At 40.3% G+C, this 18,313-nt stretch carries 15 protein-coding genes and 1 pseudogene; 10 read left to right on the top strand and 6 right to left on the bottom strand.

Features of this window, described 5'->3' with window-relative positions; genetic code table 11:
* Positions 1–53 precede the first annotated feature (53 nt).
* Positions 54–926, top strand: coding sequence for a UTP--glucose-1-phosphate uridylyltransferase GalU (gene galU, locus J7E66_RS03230; protein WP_214998010.1), 873 nt, complete (start codon positions 54–56; stop codon positions 924–926).
* Positions 927–1,024: 98 nt separating this feature from the next.
* Here the strand turns inward: galU and J7E66_RS03225 are convergent, their stop codons facing one another.
* The 3 genes from J7E66_RS03225 to J7E66_RS03215 all read right to left on the bottom strand — a co-directional run bounded on the left by J7E66_RS03225 (position 1,025) and on the right by J7E66_RS03215 (position 3,072).
* Positions 1,025–1,198 (bottom strand): hypothetical protein, encoded by a 174-nt coding sequence (locus tag J7E66_RS03225; RefSeq protein ID WP_214998009.1) that lies wholly within the window; start codon positions 1,196–1,198, stop codon positions 1,025–1,027.
* Between the two features lie 320 nt (positions 1,199–1,518).
* A complete protein-coding gene (locus tag J7E66_RS03220) occupies positions 1,519–1,782 on the bottom strand; it encodes a hypothetical protein (protein WP_168241056.1) in 264 nt (87 codons plus the stop codon).
* A 378-nt stretch (positions 1,783–2,160) separates the two neighbouring features.
* Entirely contained in the window at positions 2,161–3,072 is a 912-nt protein-coding gene (locus J7E66_RS03215; RefSeq protein ID WP_214998008.1) for a TauD/TfdA dioxygenase family protein, read from the bottom strand.
* Positions 3,073–3,561: 489 nt separating this feature from the next.
* Here J7E66_RS03215 and J7E66_RS03210 point away from each other — a divergent pair, with 489 nt between their 5' ends.
* Genes J7E66_RS03210 through J7E66_RS03195 form a run of 4 tightly spaced genes read left to right on the top strand, consistent with a single transcriptional unit; the run spans position 3,562 to position 7,685 of the window.
* Positions 3,562–4,605 (top strand): ABC transporter substrate-binding protein, encoded by a 1,044-nt coding sequence (locus J7E66_RS03210; RefSeq protein WP_214998007.1) that lies wholly within the window; start codon positions 3,562–3,564, stop codon positions 4,603–4,605.
* A 12-nt stretch (positions 4,606–4,617) separates the two neighbouring features.
* Positions 4,618–5,445 (top strand): ABC transporter ATP-binding protein, encoded by an 828-nt coding sequence (locus J7E66_RS03205; protein ID WP_214998006.1) that lies wholly within the window; start codon positions 4,618–4,620, stop codon positions 5,443–5,445.
* A gap of 34 nt (positions 5,446–5,479) precedes the next feature.
* Entirely contained in the window at positions 5,480–6,310 is an 831-nt protein-coding gene (locus tag J7E66_RS03200) for an ABC transporter permease (protein WP_214998005.1), read from the top strand.
* 19 nt (positions 6,311–6,329) lie between these two features.
* On the top strand, positions 6,330–7,685 hold the full coding sequence (locus J7E66_RS03195) for an LLM class flavin-dependent oxidoreductase (RefSeq protein WP_214998004.1): 1,356 nt from the start codon (positions 6,330–6,332) through the stop codon (positions 7,683–7,685).
* A gap of 185 nt (positions 7,686–7,870) precedes the next feature.
* On the opposite strand, the gene J7E66_RS03190 is transcribed toward J7E66_RS03195, so the two are convergent.
* The 3 genes from J7E66_RS03190 to garR all read right to left on the bottom strand — a co-directional run bounded on the left by J7E66_RS03190 (position 7,871) and on the right by garR (position 11,590).
* Positions 7,871–9,190 (bottom strand): gluconate:H+ symporter, encoded by a 1,320-nt coding sequence (locus tag J7E66_RS03190; protein ID WP_214998003.1) that lies wholly within the window; start codon positions 9,188–9,190, stop codon positions 7,871–7,873.
* 66 nt (positions 9,191–9,256) lie between these two features.
* Positions 9,257–10,693: a four-carbon acid sugar kinase family protein gene (locus J7E66_RS03185; RefSeq protein ID WP_374103823.1), complete on the bottom strand. Its 1,437-nt coding sequence runs from the start codon at positions 10,691–10,693 to the stop codon at positions 9,257–9,259.
* A gap of 3 nt (positions 10,694–10,696) precedes the next feature.
* Complete coding sequence (garR, locus tag J7E66_RS03180) at positions 10,697–11,590, bottom strand: 2-hydroxy-3-oxopropionate reductase (RefSeq protein ID WP_214998001.1); 894 nt, start codon at positions 11,588–11,590, stop codon at positions 10,697–10,699.
* A gap of 221 nt (positions 11,591–11,811) precedes the next feature.
* Between garR and J7E66_RS03175 the strand changes: the two genes are divergently transcribed.
* The 5 genes and pseudogenes from J7E66_RS03175 to J7E66_RS03155 form a co-directional block, all read left to right on the top strand.
* The gene (locus J7E66_RS03175; RefSeq protein ID WP_214998000.1) at positions 11,812–12,438 is read left to right on the top strand and encodes a GntR family transcriptional regulator; all 627 of its coding nucleotides are present in this window, start codon (positions 11,812–11,814) and stop codon (positions 12,436–12,438) included.
* Positions 12,439–12,842: 404 nt separating this feature from the next.
* The gene (locus J7E66_RS03170) at positions 12,843–13,247 is read left to right on the top strand and encodes a hypothetical protein (protein ID WP_214997999.1); all 405 of its coding nucleotides are present in this window, start codon (positions 12,843–12,845) and stop codon (positions 13,245–13,247) included.
* A 1-nt stretch (position 13,248) separates the two neighbouring features.
* A complete protein-coding gene (locus tag J7E66_RS03165; protein WP_214997998.1) occupies positions 13,249–13,920 on the top strand; it encodes a PspA/IM30 family protein in 672 nt (223 codons plus the stop codon).
* A 376-nt stretch (positions 13,921–14,296) separates the two neighbouring features.
* Positions 14,297–15,157: an NHL repeat-containing protein gene (locus J7E66_RS03160; protein WP_214997997.1), complete on the top strand. Its 861-nt coding sequence runs from the start codon at positions 14,297–14,299 to the stop codon at positions 15,155–15,157.
* A 408-nt stretch (positions 15,158–15,565) separates the two neighbouring features.
* Positions 15,566–17,665, top strand: a pseudogene (locus J7E66_RS03155) (transglycosylase domain-containing protein); the annotation flags it as partial.
* Positions 17,666–18,313: the final 648 nt, after the last annotated feature.

The following is an 18,313-nucleotide window of genomic DNA, read 5'->3' as shown; positions in this document are numbered from 1 at the left end:
GAACTGTAAACCCCCTGTTTTTTACAAAAAAATAATAAAAAGGTGGAGTAAGTATGAAACGAGTACGGAAGGCGATTATTCCGGCTGCTGGACTTGGAACAAGATTCCTGCCTGCGACAAAGGCAATGCCTAAGGAAATGTTGCCGATTATTGATAAGCCAACGATTCAATATATTGTAGAAGAAGCAGTGGCTTCAGGGATCGAAGATATTATTATTGTTACTGGTAAAGGGAAGCGGGCAATTGAAGACCATTTTGATATTGCACATGAATTAGAGCAAAATCTATTGGAAAAGGGAAAGTTAGATCTACTTGAAAAAGTACGTTATGCTACTAATCTTGCGAATATTCATTATATTCGTCAGAAGGAACCAAAGGGGCTTGGACATGCCGTTTGGTGTGCTCGTAACTTTATAGGGGATGAGCCGTTTGCGGTTCTTCTTGGTGATGATATTGTTCAAAGTGAGACTCCATGCTTGAAACAGCTTATTAATGTATATGAAGAAACGCATTCGTCAGTTATTGGAGTGCAGTCTGTTCCAGATGATGAGACACATCGGTATGGGATTGTTGAACCTTTGGATCAGGTGGGTAGAAGGTATCAAGTAAATAATTTGGTTGAAAAGCCTAAGGCTGGAACTGCCCCTTCTAATCTGGCCATTTTGGGACGTTATATACTAACTCCAGAGATATTCACGTTTTTGGAACAGCAAGAAACTGGGGCTGGTGGAGAGATTCAGTTGACGGATGCGATTCAGAAGTTGAATCATATACAACGGGTGTTTGCTTATGATTTCGAGGGTAAGAGGTATGATGTTGGAGAAACGAGTGGGTTTGTGAAGACAACCATAGAATTTGCTCTGCAGGAACCTACTTTACGTAAAGAGATTCTAGCTTTTATGGAAGAAAAAATTAAGGTGGAATAAAATTTCGTGCCTGTCACTCCTCGTATTTTGTCGAAGATTGATAGATTTATAAGTGGCAGGCACTAGACCCTAACCGGGACTTCTATTTCAAATAGTAATTATTTCTCCATTGCATGATTAAACTTTTCTAATTGTTCTTGTAGGACTAAAATGTAATTCATCATTGCTACTCTCACTATTGAAGGGTAGTAACGACTGTTAAGTTCTTGCTCACATTCCTCTAAATCCATCTTCTTAACAGTAATAATTTTATTCAATTCTTCTGTGCTCATTGAAAATCACCCCTATATATCGAAAAAATCATTATCAAGTTCTCCACTCTCCTAACCTATCTTTTATATGATCAGGATGGACAAATTTTTCATAGCTTATACAAAAGTTACCTCTGTTAAATTTTTTTCTCATAGATGAGGAAACTTAGACCGGGGCTGCTGAAAAAGTAATTACTCAATAAAAAAATGTGTGTTTTACTCGTAAATAGTAAGAAAAAAGATACGGATCATCTACATATGGCAGATGATCCGTATCTTTTACACATAAAGAGGACTTATCACTGGTCCTGAACCGTCCCTGTGGAGCTTTCATTTTTATATTAAGAAAATCCTCCCCCGAGTATAAGCGCCGCACCTAATAGTAGGACTAAGAGTAAGGCTAAATAACCTATTATGCTAATAATCGTGATAATCCAACCGATGACCTTTCGATTGGTTTTTATTAGATAAATACCTAAAGCGATCAACCCAAAAATGAATCCGAGAATTCCCCAAAGGATGGGGCTTTTACCATGCTTACGAGAATCAATCACTAAATAAATCGTGAGGATTATATTTAAAACCAATCCAATAAAACCTTCCAAATTAAACTCTCCTTACTATCTTCAAATTGTATTCTTAAAATGAAATTATACCAGAAAATTCGAACGTTACAGCAAAAGAAATTCCCTTTTATAAGGAAATTTGAAAAGGAAAGGTAAAAATATAAAAAACCACGGAATATCGGGTGCCTGACACCACCCGATATTCCGCAAGTTCTTTCAAAAAACAAACAGGCAACAGTAGGGGATTTTCCTATAGTGGGTTGTAAAGTGAAAAAGCCTAAATTCTCCGTATTTTAAAAAGAGAATTATAGGCTTTTAATTTTTCTGAGGGCTTTACCGTGGAAATTCCATGATTCCACGCTGTCCCATTTTGGGATCATGATTACCTTTACTTTATCTTCATAGGATAGAAGAAACTTATATATTTTTTCTAATTTTTGTTTTTGTGACACTGCGGCGACCATCTAAACTAATAGGCACGTCTCCATCAATGGTTATTCTTCGGACCACTCTTTGTGCATGACCATAGTCATTCACTGCGTAATGCTGGGTGGCGCGGTTATCCCAAATGACCACATCTCCTGCTTTCCATTTCCAACGTACCGTATTTTCGAGTTGTGTTACATGTCCTTGTAGGATGGAGAATAAATGAGCCGAATCGGTGGAAGAAAGCCCTTTGAAATTTTTGACAAAATGACCGAGTAGAAGATGGCGCTCTCCGGTTTCAGGATGTACATGGACAACTGGGTGTTCAGTTTCATATAGGGTAGAGGTAAAGATTTCGTCATGGCGTTTGATCGCTTCATCAGAAACATTCTGGTGTTTTGCAGCATAATCATAAGCGTTGGTATGGACGGCCCATAATTGATTCGCCAGATTTTGTAATTCTGTTGGAAGATTTTCATAGGACGTAGCCGTGTTTGCCCAAACGGTATCACCTCCTGCCTCTGGTATCACCACTCCGCGTAAAATGGAGAATTTTGGGTACGCTGCTTCAAATGTTACATCTGTATGCCATGAATTGGCTCGGCCGCCATGTTCGGAATGAAGTTCTAATATATAGTTTGTGCCATCTTTTGCTGGTACAGTTGGATGAACAACTGGGTTTCCAAGCAGTTGGGCAAAGGCTTCTTGTCCTTGATCGTCCAGATGATTTTGATCACGGAAGAAAACAACCTTATACTTTAACAGCGCTTCACGGATAGATTTAACTGTAGTGGAGTCTAGTTCTCCGGAAAGTTTCACACCAGATAATTCTGCTCCAATACGTCCAGCCACTGGTTTTACTACAATTCCTGCTTCATTTTGAACTTCTTTGACATTACTCACTTTTATTTCCTCCTTGTTTTTAGCCGTAAAAGCCAGCTTTAATAATGGACCGATAAGACGAAAGAAAGCCAGAGCATAATAGCTCTGGCTTCCAGGTGACTGGTCAGCAATTCAATTGCTTGTAAATTTAATTTATATAATTCATATCGGCTTAATGTGATTTTAATTTTCTGGAAAACATCTGTCAATAACTAATTTTGATTTTTTGGTTTTTTTAAAAAATTAACTTTATTTTAAATTTTTCGTTGACGACTGAAAATTGAATTGGTAATATAAGTGAAAACCAAGTAACCCAATAGGAAATCTAGAATAATTAACCGGTCAACCGGAGACTTTTCTTTTTAAAGAGATGTCTCCGGTTTTTTTTATCGAAAAAAAGGCATGCCTGTAGAAAGGTGAACGTTTGATCAGAATTTTTTTCCGTGGCTGGTAATGGATTTTCCGATTGGATCGGTTGGTTTTAATTTTAAGAGAAGGTAGGGGCCCGTTATGAAGATTTGGAGAACCAAGGCACTTTTATTTTTAATTGTATTATCAGTTGTTATATCGGCTGGATGCCAGGAGAAAAAGACAGGAGCTACAGAAACAAAAGGAAATGGCGCGTATGAAACGCTGAAACTCCGGTATGAAGGATCGGTGGGTTCAGTCACTTATCCAGAGTTAGCCGAGGATTTAGGCTATCTTGATCCGATTAAACTTGAATGGATCGGAAATCAAACAAGCGGGCCTGCTTCTATTCAAAACGCAGCGACCGGTCAAACCGACTTTGGCGGTGCATTTAACGGGGCCATTGCCAAATTGATAGCGAGCGGTGCACCGATAAAATCGGTCATTGGTTATTACGGCAGTGATAAGGATACATATACCGGCTATTATGTATTGAATGACAGCCCGATAAAAAATGCGCGCGATTTAATTGGAAAGAAGGTTGGCATGAACACAATGGGAGCTCATGCTGAATTCGTTTTAAAAGAATATTTAAAACAAAATGGACTCACAGATGAAGAAATTAAGAAAGTGACTTTAGTTGTTCTGCCACCGGTAAGTACAGAGCAAGCACTGCGACAAAAACAAATTGATGTCGCTGTCTTGACTGGGATGTTAGGGGATCTGGCTGTGAAAAATGGGGGGATCAGAAAGCTTTTTAGTGATTATGATTTGTTGGGTCCTTTTACAGCAGGCGGCTATGTCTTTACCGATAAATTCATTAAACAAAATCCACATACGGTGAAAAAGTTTGTTGAGGCTACAGCAAAAGCCATTGAATGGGCACAGACCCATTCACGAGAAGAAGTGATAGCCCGTTATGAATCCATTATTAAGAAACGGGGGCGCAAGGAAGATACAAACACGGTGCAATATTGGAAAAGTACAGGTATTGCGGAGAAAGGTGGAGTTATTCAGGGTAAGGAATTTAAAATTTGGGTCGATTGGCTAAAGAAAAATGGTGAGTTCAAAGATGGCCAAGTGAAACTAAGTAATTTGTATACCAATGAATTTAATCCTTATAAGGGTGAAATTGAAAAAAACTAATGAGGTGAGAGGATGACGGCAAAAATTCAGTTTGAACATGTCAGTAAGGTTTTTAACGTAAGGGATTCTCAGCAAGGAAAGGGAGCGCTTAAAGAATTTACAGCCATTAAAAATGTTCACTTTTCGGTGAATAGTGGAGAGTTTCTTTCATTAGTAGGCCCATCAGGATGCGGAAAATCAACTTTGCTTGATCTTTTAGGCGGGTTGACGAAACCAACCTCCGGACGGATATTATTGGATGGAAAACCGATAGAGGGACCCGGTTTAGATCGGGGAATTGTCTTTCAGCAGTATGCGCTATTACCTTGGAAGACAGCTAAAGGAAACATTGAATTTGGCTTAGAATCAAAAGGTGTTCCTAAAAAGGAGCGGGCTGAAATTTCTCGTTACTTTTTGTCACTGGTTGGATTATCAGGTTTCGAAGATCGTTATCCGCACGAACTCTCAGGTGGAATGAAGCAGCGTGTGGCTATTGCTAGAAGTTTGGCGTTTGACCCTGAAGTGTTGTTAATGGATGAACCGTTCGCTGCACTCGATGCGCAGACGCGTGAAACCTTGCAAACAGAATTACTTCGAATCTGGGAACATACCAAAAAGACGATTGTTTTCATTACACATGGAATTGATGAAGCGGTGTATTTAGGACAGCGTGTGGCCGTCATGACCTCTCGACCGGGAACCATTAAACAAATTATTGAAAACCCGCTTCATTCAACCAGTCACGAAGAGGATTTACGTTCGACAACAGCATTTGCAAATGCACGTCACCAAATTTGGGATTTGCTTCGAGAAGAAGTAGTCAAAGCGCAAACAGTTGAGAATAAGGATCAATCAGCTTAACAAAGTTCAATTATTTTATAGAAGAGGTGAGGAAATGTCTGATTTTGGTAAATCATTCACAGCGCCAATGCAAACATCCCATCGGATTCGTTTTTCTTTTCATTGGGTGCAAAGTCTTGTAAAACAATCTATTGTCATTTTGCTTTTACTAATCCTTTGGGAGATTGCTCCCCGAATGGGGTTAGTGGATCCCACATTCTTTCCGCCATTTACAAAAGTAGCAGAGAGTTGGTGGGGATTAGTGATTTCGGGTGATCTGTATGCCCACTTTCAGGCTAGTATTCTTCGTTCGCTTTTCGGATTTGGGTTGGCGATCCTCGTTTCCATTCCTTTGGGGCTTATCATTGGGTGGTATCCACTGGCAAGTGAATTGTTAAATCCGGTGCTGGAGGTGTTTCGTAATACAGCTGCCTTAGCGTTATTACCTGTCTTTATTTTGCTGCTTGGGATTGGAGAAACATCTAAAGTTTCAATCGTCTTTTTTGCTTGTACGTTTCCGATTCTTTTAAATACGATCAATGCTGTTCGAAATGTAGATCCATTACTCATTAAGGCCGCCAAATCCATGGCTCTTCCCTCCTACCGGCTGTTTTATAAAGTAATTTTGCCAGCTTCCATTCCGACTATTTTTACCGGAATACGTATGGCTGGATCATCATCCATTCTTGTGTTGATTGCTGCCGAAATGGTTGGAGCTAAGGAAGGTTTGGGATATCTCATTAATTATTCGCAACAGAACTTCCAAATTACGCAAATGTATGCAGGTATTATTACGATTTCATTGCTTGGTGTGGCCATAAATTATCTATTGGTATCCTTAGAAAGAAAATTTTCAAGCTGGAAAACAAATTCAAATCAACAATAAAGGAAAGAAGGAATGAAACATGACTCAAAATAAACGGGAAATGAAATTAGGCGCATTTTTTATGATTCCTGGACATCATGTCGCTGCTTGGCGGCATCCAAAAGCAGAAGCCAATCAAATCATGAGCTTTGATTTTATCAAAAGGCTTGCCCAAACAGCGGAACGTGGTAAGTTTGATATGGTTTTTCTTGCAGATACCTATGCGGTGAGAGGGAAAAATCAAACAGTACTGGGCCAAACTGTGAATACGTTATTTGAACCCTTTACCCTTTTATCCGCTCTTGCTGCTGTGACAAATCATATCGGATTTGTCGGAACGGTATCAACTACCTTTAATGAGCCATTTAATGTTGCCCGCAGGTTCGCCTCTCTTGATCATTTGAGCGGGGGCCGTGCAGGGTGGAATGTGGTCACATCAAGCACTGACGTAGAAGCCCAAAATTTTAATTTAGAACAGCAGCTCCTTCATGAAAAACGGTATGAGCGGGCCGAAGAGTTTGTCGATGTGGTCACGAAGCTATGGGATAGTTGGGAGGATGATGCGTTAATTATTGATAAGGAGTCATCCCAATTTGCGGATTCTTCCAAAATACACTCCATTAATCATAAAGGAGAATGGTTTTCCGTAGCTGGTCCATTAAATATCTCCCGCCCGGTGCAAGGGCATCCTGTTGTGATCCAGGCTGGTTCTTCTGAAGCAGGGAAGGAGCTTGCGGCGCGGACAGCCGAGGTTATATTCACTGCTTGGCAAACGATTGAAGAAGCTCAAGCGTTTTATGCGGATGTAAAAGGAAGAATGGCGAAATACGGCCGCTCACCAGAGGACCTGAAGATTATGCCTGGAGTTTTCCCTGTTATTGGTAGAACAGAGGAAGAAGCGGAAGAAAATAAGGCGCTGCTCGAGGAACTTATACCGGAAGAAGCGGGGATCTCTCTTTTATCTGGCATGATAAGTGTTGATTTATCAGGATATCCGGTGGATGGACCACTTCCAGATTTGCCTGAATTGAATCAGATAAATGGGGGGAAAAGTCGTTTCCAATTATTAAAGGATCTTGCAGATCGTGAAGGATTGACGATTCGCAAACTGTATCAACGGATAGCCGGTACCCGTGGACATCGGGAAATCAAGGGCACACCTGAGCAAATTGCGGATCATATGCAAGAATGGTTTGAAAATGGGGCAGCGGACGGCTTCAATGTCATGCCACCTTATTTACCTGGTGGTCTTGATGATTTCGTTGATCTGGTGATTCCCGTCCTTCAACAACGTGGATTGTTCCGTAAACAATATACAGGTAATACATTAAGGGAGAATCTGGGATTAAAGCGGCCAGTTAATACTCTTATTGAGCCCATAAAAGAAACCATATAATGTCGTAAGTTTCGGAAAATGTGTAGTAAGTTTTGGAAAACATGTAGTAAGAGTCAAAAAATATGTAATAAGAGCCTGAAAATATGTAGTAAGGACCAATAATTATGTAATAAGAATCCTGAATATAAAAAGACCACCCTTTTGCTTGCTACGGCGCGGGGGTGGTCTTTTGATTTTGTTTCTCCCTATAGGAACATATTAATAATTAGCACACCAGCAAGTCCGACAAGGGATGCAATCGTTACCATTACTGACCAGGTGCGAATGGTTTTACCGATGCTTAGGTTGAAGTATTCTTTATAAATCCAGAAACCGGCATCGTTTACGTGAGAGAAGGTCATACTTCCTGCACCGGTTGCTAGCACCATGAGTTCTGGGCTAACGTGTGCAGAGGCAACGAGTGGTGCAGCAATACCGGCTGCTGTTAATCCGGCAACGGTTGCTGAACCTAGGACTACCCGTAGAATCGCAGCGATTAACCAGGCGAGGATTAACGGCGACATGGTGGAACCTTCCATCAGATGGGCAACGTATTTATCAACATGACTGTCGATGAGTACTTGTTTGAATGCACCGCCTGCTCCAATGATTAAAAGAATCATGGCGATGCTGCTGATTGATTCTGTGATCGAGTTCATGATTTCTGGCATTTTTTTGCCTCGATTTAAACCAAAGGTAAAGATGGCGACTATGACAGCGATTAATAGGGCAATACCAGGATTTCCTAAAAATTTAGCTGTTTGAATAAGTGATGATTCAGGCATCGTGATTTCAACGATGGCTTGGAAAGCAATCAGAATGACGGGGATAAGGGCCGTAAATACACTAATCCCAAAACCAGGCATTTCTTCTTCTGTAAAGTGCTTAGGATTAAAAAGTCCTTTTGGAATTTTAACTTCCAACTCTTCTTTTTTAAACGTCTTTGTATATAATGGTCCACTGATAATGATTGCAGGAATACCGATAAGAATTCCATATAATAAGGTTTTACCTATATTGGCATCGTAAACACCGGCAACGGCTGTTGGTCCAGGGTGTGGCGGAACAAAGCCATGCATGGTGATCAAAGCCGCAATAACGGGCATCCCAATATAAAGAATCGGTACACCTGCTGTTGCCGCGATTGTGAAGACTAACGGAATTAACACAACCACGCCCGTTTCAAAGAATAGCGCAATCCCAACAATGAAGGCTGTTAGAACGGCTGCAAGCTGTACTCGTTTTTTTCCAAATGCGTTAACCAATGTGGTGGAGATTCGTTGTGCACCACCAGAATCGGCCATTAGTTTACCAAGCATACCCCCAAAACCAATAACCAGTACGAGATTGCCAAGGGTTCCGCCCAAACCGGATGTGACGGATGTTATTGCTTCGATTGGGGTCATTCCTTCCATAACCCCTACAAGTAATCCAACGATAACCAGTGATATGAAGGCGTTTACCTTGAAGACGACCATTAATAATAGCAATAGGGCAACCCCTATACAAATATAAACGATTGGCATGTTTCTCCCTCTTTCCCCTTTGAAAGTGTGGAATGCCAGAACGGCATTCCGATCGATCAGTTCAATTTACTTCGTGCTTAAAATCTCTACCACTGCTTTTAAATCACCTTGTGTTCCAACATTGCCTGGAAAAATAACATAGGACATGCCTGGATACTTACTTTCATCCCCAGTTCTCCAGACAGGTATTCCCGGTCTAATTTGTCCAGCAACGGTTGCTCTTCTTACTCTTAGTCCTTTTGTCCCTACATCACTGGAGGTAATTCCACCTTTTGCGACAAGGAAATTCGGTTTTACCTGTAATCTCGTTACAATGCTTGTTACCGCGTCAGAAATCGTTACAGACAATTTTAACTCTTCTTCTTTTTTATTCTCGCCAAGATCAAGCCGTTGTCTACTTGTATAAACGGCTACGGTTTTACCGGATCGGATCAGTGCTTCGGTGGTCTCTACCACGCGGTCGCATTCCGCTTTGAATTGCTCTGGTTGTAAAACTAAATGGCTATTAAACTCGATAAATTCAATGGTGGTTAATTCTTTTAATTTTTCTAGCTGTTCCGTTGTCTTTTTCACATGGGAACCGATAATAACTAATCCGCCATTCCCTGTTTCTTCTATTATTAACTCTTCTCTCGTTAGCAGTGCTTTATCACTGACTCCGCCAATGACCTTTGGAAGAGCGGCCGCACTTCTAAAAAGGAAGTTCTTTCCGGCATTGATTGCTTGTACTAAGGCAGCCGTGAATACTTTAACATCGACTTCGTCGACTGCATTCACAACTACTTTATTAAAATCGTTTACCTGAAGAAGCTGTTCCGTGATGGCGCCAATCTCCATTGCCCGTAATTGTTCGAGTGAGATATATAATGTATTTTTAGCAAGAAATAAACCGTTCGACTTTTCTTCAATCCATTCTCCTAAATGAGAACTGGAATAGCCAAATGTCCGGTCTTTTGCAAATTCGGTTTCGCCTGCAGGCACAAGCTCTTGACCATTTTGAACATAGTGGATGTTGTTAATGGTCAATCGACCGCCTTCTTTGAAAAATGGCAGGATGACCTCACCATCTATTTTCAAATCAGAACCTGATTCGAGTGTATCCTTAAAAACGGTCGTTTCTAGTGGATAGTGTCCTCTAAGTGTGGAATCTCCACGGCTGATAATGAGGAATTCTCGATTTAATTTCGAAGCTACGGTTAAAATGTTAGCGGCGATCTCGCGATGAGCCTCTTCGGTTTCTTCCGCTGTAAAGCCTCGGGAATTTGTCAAAATGAAAAACATGGACTGCTCTTCGTTAAAGCCCTGCTCAATACTTTCCTCAGACCAATCCGTGAAAACGGAGATATCATGGACGGTTTGGACACCTGTTGGATCATCATCGAGGACGATGATTTTTTTGTTTAGGCCTTTTAGTGCTTCGGTAACTAATTGATGGACTGCCTGACGGTCCACCTCAGGGACGGTTTCTAGGTACGCTGCGGATATTCTGTTCGTTTCAGTCATCATTTACGCCCTCTTTACTTCAACATTGGCAAGCTTTTCATAATAACGGACAATGCTGCCATGATCGTCTTTTATTTTTCCATCGACCTTTAATGCATGGAAAATTTCTAGCAACTGACTTGATAATGGAAGTGGAACGCCAATTTCATGGGCGGTGTCCATTACATTCGTAATATCTTTCATGTTGATGGCAATACTTCCGCCAGCGACGAAGTTCCTGTCTAAAATCAATGGTACCTTGGCATCCAGAACAGCACTTCCAGCAAGTCCGCCGCGGATTGCTTGGTACATTTTTTCAATATCAATACCTGCTTTCGCTGCTAGGACAAGTGCCTCGGACATCGCCGCTATGTTAAGGTTTACAATAATTTGATTGGCAAGCTTTGCGGTCACGCCGCAGCCATGATCACCAACTAAGATAACGTCTTTCCCCATCCCATAGAGGACCGGCAGAACGCTTTCAAAAACATCCTCTTTCCCGCCAACCATAATCGCTAATGTACCATCAATCGCTTTTGGTTCGCCGCCGCTGACTGGTGCGTCTAGCATGCCAACGCCTTTTTCCGCTGCCGCTGCTGCTAGTTCCCGTGAGACTTCAGGTGTAATTGAACTCATATCGATAATGGCCGAACCTGCTTTGGCCCCTGCCAAGATTCCATTTTCACTTAAAACGACTTGTTCAACATGTTTTGAGGCAGGTAACATCGTGATGATGACATCACTGTTTTCTGCTACTTCTTTCGCAGAATGAGCCGCCACTGCTCCAGCTTCAACGACCTGATGAACGGCGTCTTGATTTAGATCATTAACCGTAAGTGTGAATCCCGCTTTGATTAGGTTTAATGCCATTGGTTTCCCCATAATTCCTAGACCTATAAAACCAACTTTTTGTGCCATGATAAATTCCTCCTCATTCTATTTGAAATCTTATAAGTTAAGCGATCCGTTCAACTGCAATCGCTTTCAGATATCGTTTACAAAAGTAATTGTACACGAATTTATAATTTTTGTATACATAAAATTATTTTATGTATACAAAAATCAGTGAAACTGATGTAGATTGTATTTTTTTGACAAGAATTTTGGTAAAATAAATGTAGGTTTGAAGAGATATAGAGGTGAACAGTGTGTTAGAAAGTAATCGTTCTCGTCCTGCTTCCCACCAATCCTATGAGATCCTTCGTGATAGGATCTTAAATGGAGAACTTCCTGGTGGTACCAAAATTGTCGAGGAAAAAATTGCTGCTGAATTAGGTGTCAGTAGAACACCCATCAGGGAATCGATTCGAAAGTTGGAGCATGAAGGGCTTATTGAGAATAAAAAAGTAGTGAAGCCGGCGGAAAAGGACTTGCGAAATATGTTTCAAGTACGAATGCTCCTTGAGGGCTATTCCGCTCAGTGTGCAGCATCCTATTTAAAAGAAGATGAGCTTCAATCATTACATCAATGTGTGGAGATAGGGAGGACAGGAACAGTCGAGGAAATTATGGAAGCAAATGCGCGGTTTCATGAAATTATTGTCGGAGCCAGTAATAACCCGGTCATGATTGATATTATCGATCGGATGTCATCCATCATTTACCTTTTCCGTAAAACAGTCGTATTCTACAACCGCCCCCATTTAATCGACGAACACGAGCAAATATACCAAGCCATTAAAGCAAGAAATGGAGAAAAAGCAGAAATGCTAATGAAAACCCATCTACAAGCGGATTTGGAATTTTGCTTGCATCTGTTAAGGTGATAGGGAAGCAAGGGACGCCTTGTTTGTCGAGTTAGCTCACTCAATTTTTAATCAAAAAGGCAGAAACTCTTACTAAAAAGGGTTTCTGCCTTTTTTTGATAACCTTTGGTGCCTGACACCACACGAACATTTATGATTTAAAAACGGCTAGTCCCTTTAATGGGCGAATTTTTGAGTTTTATGAGCGAATCTTCGAGTTTTGTGGGCGATTTTGGGCTTTAATGGGCGAATTTAGTGTATTTATGAGCGAATTTAGAAGCAATAGCTTAATAGTAAGAAACTGAAACTTATTTTGATAGATTTCATTCCTAAAAAAAACTTACTTGCTAGCTTTCTCTTTTCACCAAGTTTTCACCATTCTCTATTAATATTCATTACATCAGGTAACGAAAGGAGATAAAGAGATGAATACAAAAGTGAAAAAGGGTATTTTCTGGGGTGTGATCATTGCCTCTACGGTACTAGTGATTAACGTACTCCACTTTCTACTAGGAGGGAACAGCGCTTATGCTAGAGGCCCTCATGGACATGGTCCCGGTGAAATGGGGCAGCGTGGCGGATTTGGCGAGGGCCGCCAAATGATGAATGGCGCTCACCATGACGGAGGATTCCCTTGGCTCTTCCTAATTATTGGACTAGCTGCTCTAATACTATTCGTAAGATGGCTCAGAAAGAAGTCGAAAGCATCTTCTATGCAACAGTTTATTAACACCTCTGTGGCAGGTTCGCATATCCCGGTAACTAATCAGAATGCTAGCGTTTTAGATCAATGGGAAAGAAATCTAGTAACTAAAAAGGAGAATGAATAACATGGGTATTTTTAAAAGATTAAAGACAATAACAATGGCGGAAATTTACGGACTTTTAGACGGTATCGAAGATCCGATTGCGATGTTAAATGAGTATTCTAGGGAAATGGAACAGGAAATTGTCAAAGGTCAGAAAGCACTAGCTAGGCAAATTTTTGTAGAGAAAAAACAAGAAGCTCTTATTTTGGAAACGAAAGCGTTAGTGGACAAGCGTACTCGTCAGGCCAAACTGGCGATTGAACAAGGGGACGAGGCCATGGCCAAATTGGCTGTGCAAGAAAAACTCAACCATGACCGCCAGCTACAACTATATGAGGAGCAATACGAGTCGGTTAAGGGACAAACCCAAATCCTCATCGGAAAATTGGACGAGCTGAAGGAAACGTACAACCAAATGCAGCAAAAGAAAATCTTGTTAGCTTCACGTGCGAATGTGGCTCAGTCGATGAAGCAAATTCAGAAAGCGACGGTTTCCTTCCATACTGATGATATTGCGAGAGGTGTGGCCCGTGCCGAAGAGCGGATCTTAATGATGGAAGCAGAAGTACAGGCAGGCAATCAATTTGCGACTCCATTAGCCCAGGTTGAAGCGGCAAACAGCAGCTTTGTGAGCGATGAAGAGCTCAATAAGGAAATTGAAAAGTTAAAGTATGAAAAAGTGGCGGTCTTATAATCCAAGTTTGTGAAGCATCACCGTTTTGGGCGGCGCTGGTTCAAACGAAATTAGTCCCAGCCGTTGTTTTGGGGCTAACTCTGGCCGGACAGACGGCTTATGTCGGCTACTTTTTAGTACAAAATTTTATAATACATGAAGTCCTATCTGGTCATTCGGGTAGGGCTTTTTCAATTTGTTTAACTATTTAAGCAAGACTTGGTGAAACTTTATTTGGGCATATTAAACTTCTAAAGAGTATTGAGATTTAATAGGTAGTGGAAATGTCGTTAGATGTTTTAAATTGTCAAATGTTGTGTAGAAATTTATCGATCATTATTGGTAAAAATGGGAAAAAATCCTTATTTGAAGAGATAGTTCAATGGGAGCGGTTAAAATGGAAATAGCTAAATATATTAGAATGAATTTACTAGTCAACAAGTGTTCACCTATTAATAAGCCAAAAAGGTCATTATCGAGTATCCTTATGGCAGCTTTAATCATAGCTACTGTAACGTCTATAAGTTTGCCATCTAAGGCAACTGCAAGTAAACCAGCAACGATACCAGTTAACCCCACTGCTTGGAAGGCAACAGACTCCAATGCATTTTTGGTTAATTCAACAGCAAATATGCAAGGATTAGCATACCATGATGGTTTTTACTACATAGGGTTCGATGTGGGAAACAATCAAGGAATGATAAACAAGTATACACAAAAGGGTGCATTAGTAAAAAGCTCTGGCCCTTTACCCATCGGCCATAGTGCTGAATTATCGTTCCGACCAAAAGATAATCATATTTATGCAGCTAATGGCGGCGGAAATAATCCAGTCATTGTTTATGAAGTAAATGTGGATGTAACTAAGCCATATATTGTAAAACAAATCGACCTAAGTAAGCTAGGAAAAGCAGCACTTTTAGGTATCGATAATGATAGCGATATATTAGTGATTCATTCCGCAAGCAGCAATTTAGGAAATCCAACCTTTAGTCTAACTGATTTCAATGGTAAGATCATAAAGCAGTTCTCCGTCTCAAATCAGGGAATTCCTCAAGGAATGGAGATTTATAACAAAAAGATCTATTTCTATACAAACAACAAAATAACCGTTATTGATTATACCGGGAAAATTACAAACATCATTAAACTTCCATATACGGGTGAGAGTGAGGGATTAGCAATCTCTGGTACAAAGGAAAAACCAGTTTTATCTGTAGGTTATAACAAACCTAACAGAATTTACGAATTAAAATAAAAGAGCTTCCCTAATCCTGGTGCCTGACACTCCTCGGAATTTGGCTAAGATTGAACGATTAATAAGTGACAGGCTCTGTCAGTCAGATTCTAAGGAAGTTCGCGGCATTAAAACAGCCCTTATCTACACAAGTAGGTAAGGGCTTATTTGTATTATTAGGTCTAGCTTATGAAACTCTATTACATTCAGTATCCAATTGGTAGAAAAAATTATTCCTGATTCCCTCATAAATGTAAGACCACTTACGAAGTTCTATAAATAGTTGGTTGAAGGGAGAAGATTTCCCTTTATACGTCTTAGTGAAGGAAGTACAACGGCCTAAATATTCTTATCCATTTTAATAACTAATCAATACCTCCATTAAAATCAACTTTGCGAAACCATAAATAGACATGGGAGAGAAGAAGAATGCCAGAAGAGACCTATCAATCTCGTGAGGAACGAAAACAAGCGGAAAACGCAAGACAGAATCAACAAAGAAGTCAGCGAACACCGAAGAAGAAAGGATCATTATTGAGAAAAGGATCATTGTTGAAAAAAGTAATCATTGTCTGTCTCGTACTTGGACTTGTTTCGACTGGAGCAGGAGCTATATCGTTCGCTTCAATGATTAAGGATTCGCCTAACTTGGATGCTTCTAAGCTAGTGGATCCACTTTCTACGAAATTCTATGATGAGAACGGAAACTTTATTTATGAGTACGGGAAGGAAAAGCGAACAAAAATTGCGTATGAGCAAGTTCCGAAAGTGCTCGAGCAAGCGTTTATTGCCACGGAAGATTCTCATTTTTATGAGCATCAAGGGATCGATATCAAAAGGACGGCCAAGGCCATTTTTGTAAACTTAACCGGAGATTTCGGATCACAGGGCGGTAGTACCATTACGCAGCAAGTGATTAAGAATTCCTTTTTGACTCCAGAGAAAACATTAAAGCGAAAAGTGCAAGAATGGGACTTGGCGTATCAGTTGGAACAGAAATATTCCAAGCACGATATTTTAATGATGTACTTAAACAAAATTTACCTTGGAAACCGCTCTTACGGAGTAGCTGCTGCAGCAAAGAGTTACTATGGTATTGAAGCAAATGATTTGAAAAAATTGACGCTCGCGCAGGCAGCCATGTTAGCTGGACTGCCGCAGAGTCCGAATAACTATGATCCGACCAAGCCAGAAAACAAAGAAGCAGCCACAAAGCGTCGTAGTATTGTCTTACGTTCGATGCTTAGAGATGGTTATATAACAGAGAAACAATTGCAGGAAGCTTCAAAAGTTCCAGTTACTGAGGGACTTGTACCAAAAAGCACGCAACAAAGTATGCCTTATGAAGCGTTCTTAGATGCAGTTGTAAAAGAGGTAAAGGGTAAAATGAAGGATGTAGACATCAGTAAGGATGGATTATCTATCTATACTACCCTAGATCCAAAAGCACAGGATTATGCAGACAAAATGTTGAACACCAATGAAATCATTGCCTATCCAGATGCAGGTTTTCAGGGAGCTTTCGTCTTTTTAGATACCAAAACTGGTGAAGTCAGGGCGATCGGCAGCGGGCGAAACGACTATAAAGCAGAATTTCTAGGTAACAACTTTGCAGTTGATATCAAACGTCAACCAGGCTCAACATTTAAGCCGATTTTTGATTATGGTCCTGCGATTGAAAATTTGAAATGGTCCACTGCACATCTAATCAATGACCAGAACACCTCCTATTCAACCGGCGAGCCGATTTCCAACTGGGACCATCAATATCACGGAATGCTGACGATACGGAGTGCACTGGAAAAATCCTATAATATTCCTGCTCTTCTCACGATGCGGGAGGTTGGAATGGATCGGGCAAAGAACTTTGCAGAAAAACTCGGCATTACTTTTAAAGATAACCAAGTATATGAATCCTATGCGATTGGAAGCAATACCGTTAGTCCTTTAGCCATGGCAGGGGCCTACAGTGCTTTTGGAAATAACGGCAACTACAATAAACCGCATTTTGTCCAAAAAGTGGTACTTCCGAATGGCAAAGTAGTGAATTTTACGGAGAAATCAAAACGTGTCATGCAGGATTACACAGCGTATATGGTGACGGATATGTTACGCACAGTCGTAAATGATGGGACAGGTACAACAGCGAATGTCATTAACCTAGATGTTGCAGGGAAGACAGGTACAACCAATTTTGATGCAGAGACTAGAGCTAAATTTGGATACCCGACCAACGCGACAAATGATAGCTGGTTCGCAGGATATACCCCGCAATACACAATGGCGGTCTGGACCGGATACGCACAAAACGGTAATGGTAACTATATGGTCGCAAATACGCAGAAAATTTCGCAGTATATGTTTAAAGCCATGATGCAGTCATTTGGAACAGATTCATCGCGTTTTCAGCAGCCAAACAGTGTCTATCGAGTAAATAATGAACTGTATATTAAAGGGGGCAATTCTGCGGAAGTACCACCAAAACCTATTATCAAAAAAGCAAAACAGGTTAGTGAAGATGGTTGGAATGGGAAGAAGCAAAAAGAAGAAGCGAAACAACAAAAAGAGCAACGGAAAAATCATCAAGGGAAAGGGAAAGAAAAAGGAAAAGGGAAACATTAATCCCGGAGCCTGGCACGCACCGTAAATCTCGTGCCTGTCACCACCCGAGTTTTGTCGAATCAGATAACTCAATTTTAAACTAAAAAGGCAGAAACCCTCACTAAATATAAAGGTTTCTGCCTTTCTTTGAAGGGACCTTTTAGGAGGTCTTTTTATGATATTCAGGTTTTCTCATTTATAATTGAACGGTTCATTCTTTGACTTCATGTGAAACCGGTTTTGGTTGTTGATATAAATAGATATGGTATTGTTATCTCAAAAAAGGTTTCTGAGGAAATGAACTCTCTATAAAAAATGAAAACTTTCTGTTGCATATGTAAAATGAAGGTGTTATGATAGGGAAGTTGCTTTTAACGGCTGTCAAATTCGTTGAAAGTGAGAACAAAAAAATTAAAATATTATATTGACATAGTAATAGAGATTCGATATAATAATAAATGTCGCTTCTGACATGATAGATTGTTCTTTGAAAACTAAACAAACAAAAACGTCAACAAACAAACAAAAAATATCGTGTTTCTTCTATTAATATAGAGAACATGAGCCAACGTAACA

Source organism: Bacillus sp. ISL-7 (genome assembly GCF_018613065.1).
This window is presented reverse-complemented; position numbering and strand designations above follow the sequence as displayed.

Coding starts and splice junctions, on each gene's coding strand:
- galU (WP_214998010.1), top strand. CDS start 54: ATGAAACGAGTACGGAAGGCGATTATTCCGGCTGCTGGACTTGGAACA.
- J7E66_RS03225 (WP_214998009.1), bottom strand. CDS start 1,198: ATGAGCACAGAAGAATTGAATAAAATTATTACTGTTAAGAAGATGGAT.
- J7E66_RS03210 (WP_214998007.1), top strand. CDS start 3,562: ATGAAGATTTGGAGAACCAAGGCACTTTTATTTTTAATTGTATTATCA.
- J7E66_RS03205 (WP_214998006.1), top strand. CDS start 4,618: ATGACGGCAAAAATTCAGTTTGAACATGTCAGTAAGGTTTTTAACGTA.
- J7E66_RS03200 (WP_214998005.1), top strand. CDS start 5,480: ATGTCTGATTTTGGTAAATCATTCACAGCGCCAATGCAAACATCCCAT.
- J7E66_RS03195 (WP_214998004.1), top strand. CDS start 6,330: ATGACTCAAAATAAACGGGAAATGAAATTAGGCGCATTTTTTATGATT.
- J7E66_RS03190 (WP_214998003.1), bottom strand. CDS start 9,190: ATGCCAATCGTTTATATTTGTATAGGGGTTGCCCTATTGCTATTATTA.
- J7E66_RS03185 (WP_374103823.1), bottom strand. CDS start 10,693: ATGACTGAAACGAACAGAATATCCGCAGCGTACCTAGAAACCGTCCCT.
- garR (WP_214998001.1), bottom strand. CDS start 11,590: ATGGCACAAAAAGTTGGTTTTATAGGTCTAGGAATTATGGGGAAACCA.
- J7E66_RS03170 (WP_214997999.1), top strand. CDS start 12,843: ATGAATACAAAAGTGAAAAAGGGTATTTTCTGGGGTGTGATCATTGCC.
- J7E66_RS03165 (WP_214997998.1), top strand. CDS start 13,249: ATGGGTATTTTTAAAAGATTAAAGACAATAACAATGGCGGAAATTTAC.
- J7E66_RS03160 (WP_214997997.1), top strand. CDS start 14,297: ATGGAAATAGCTAAATATATTAGAATGAATTTACTAGTCAACAAGTGT.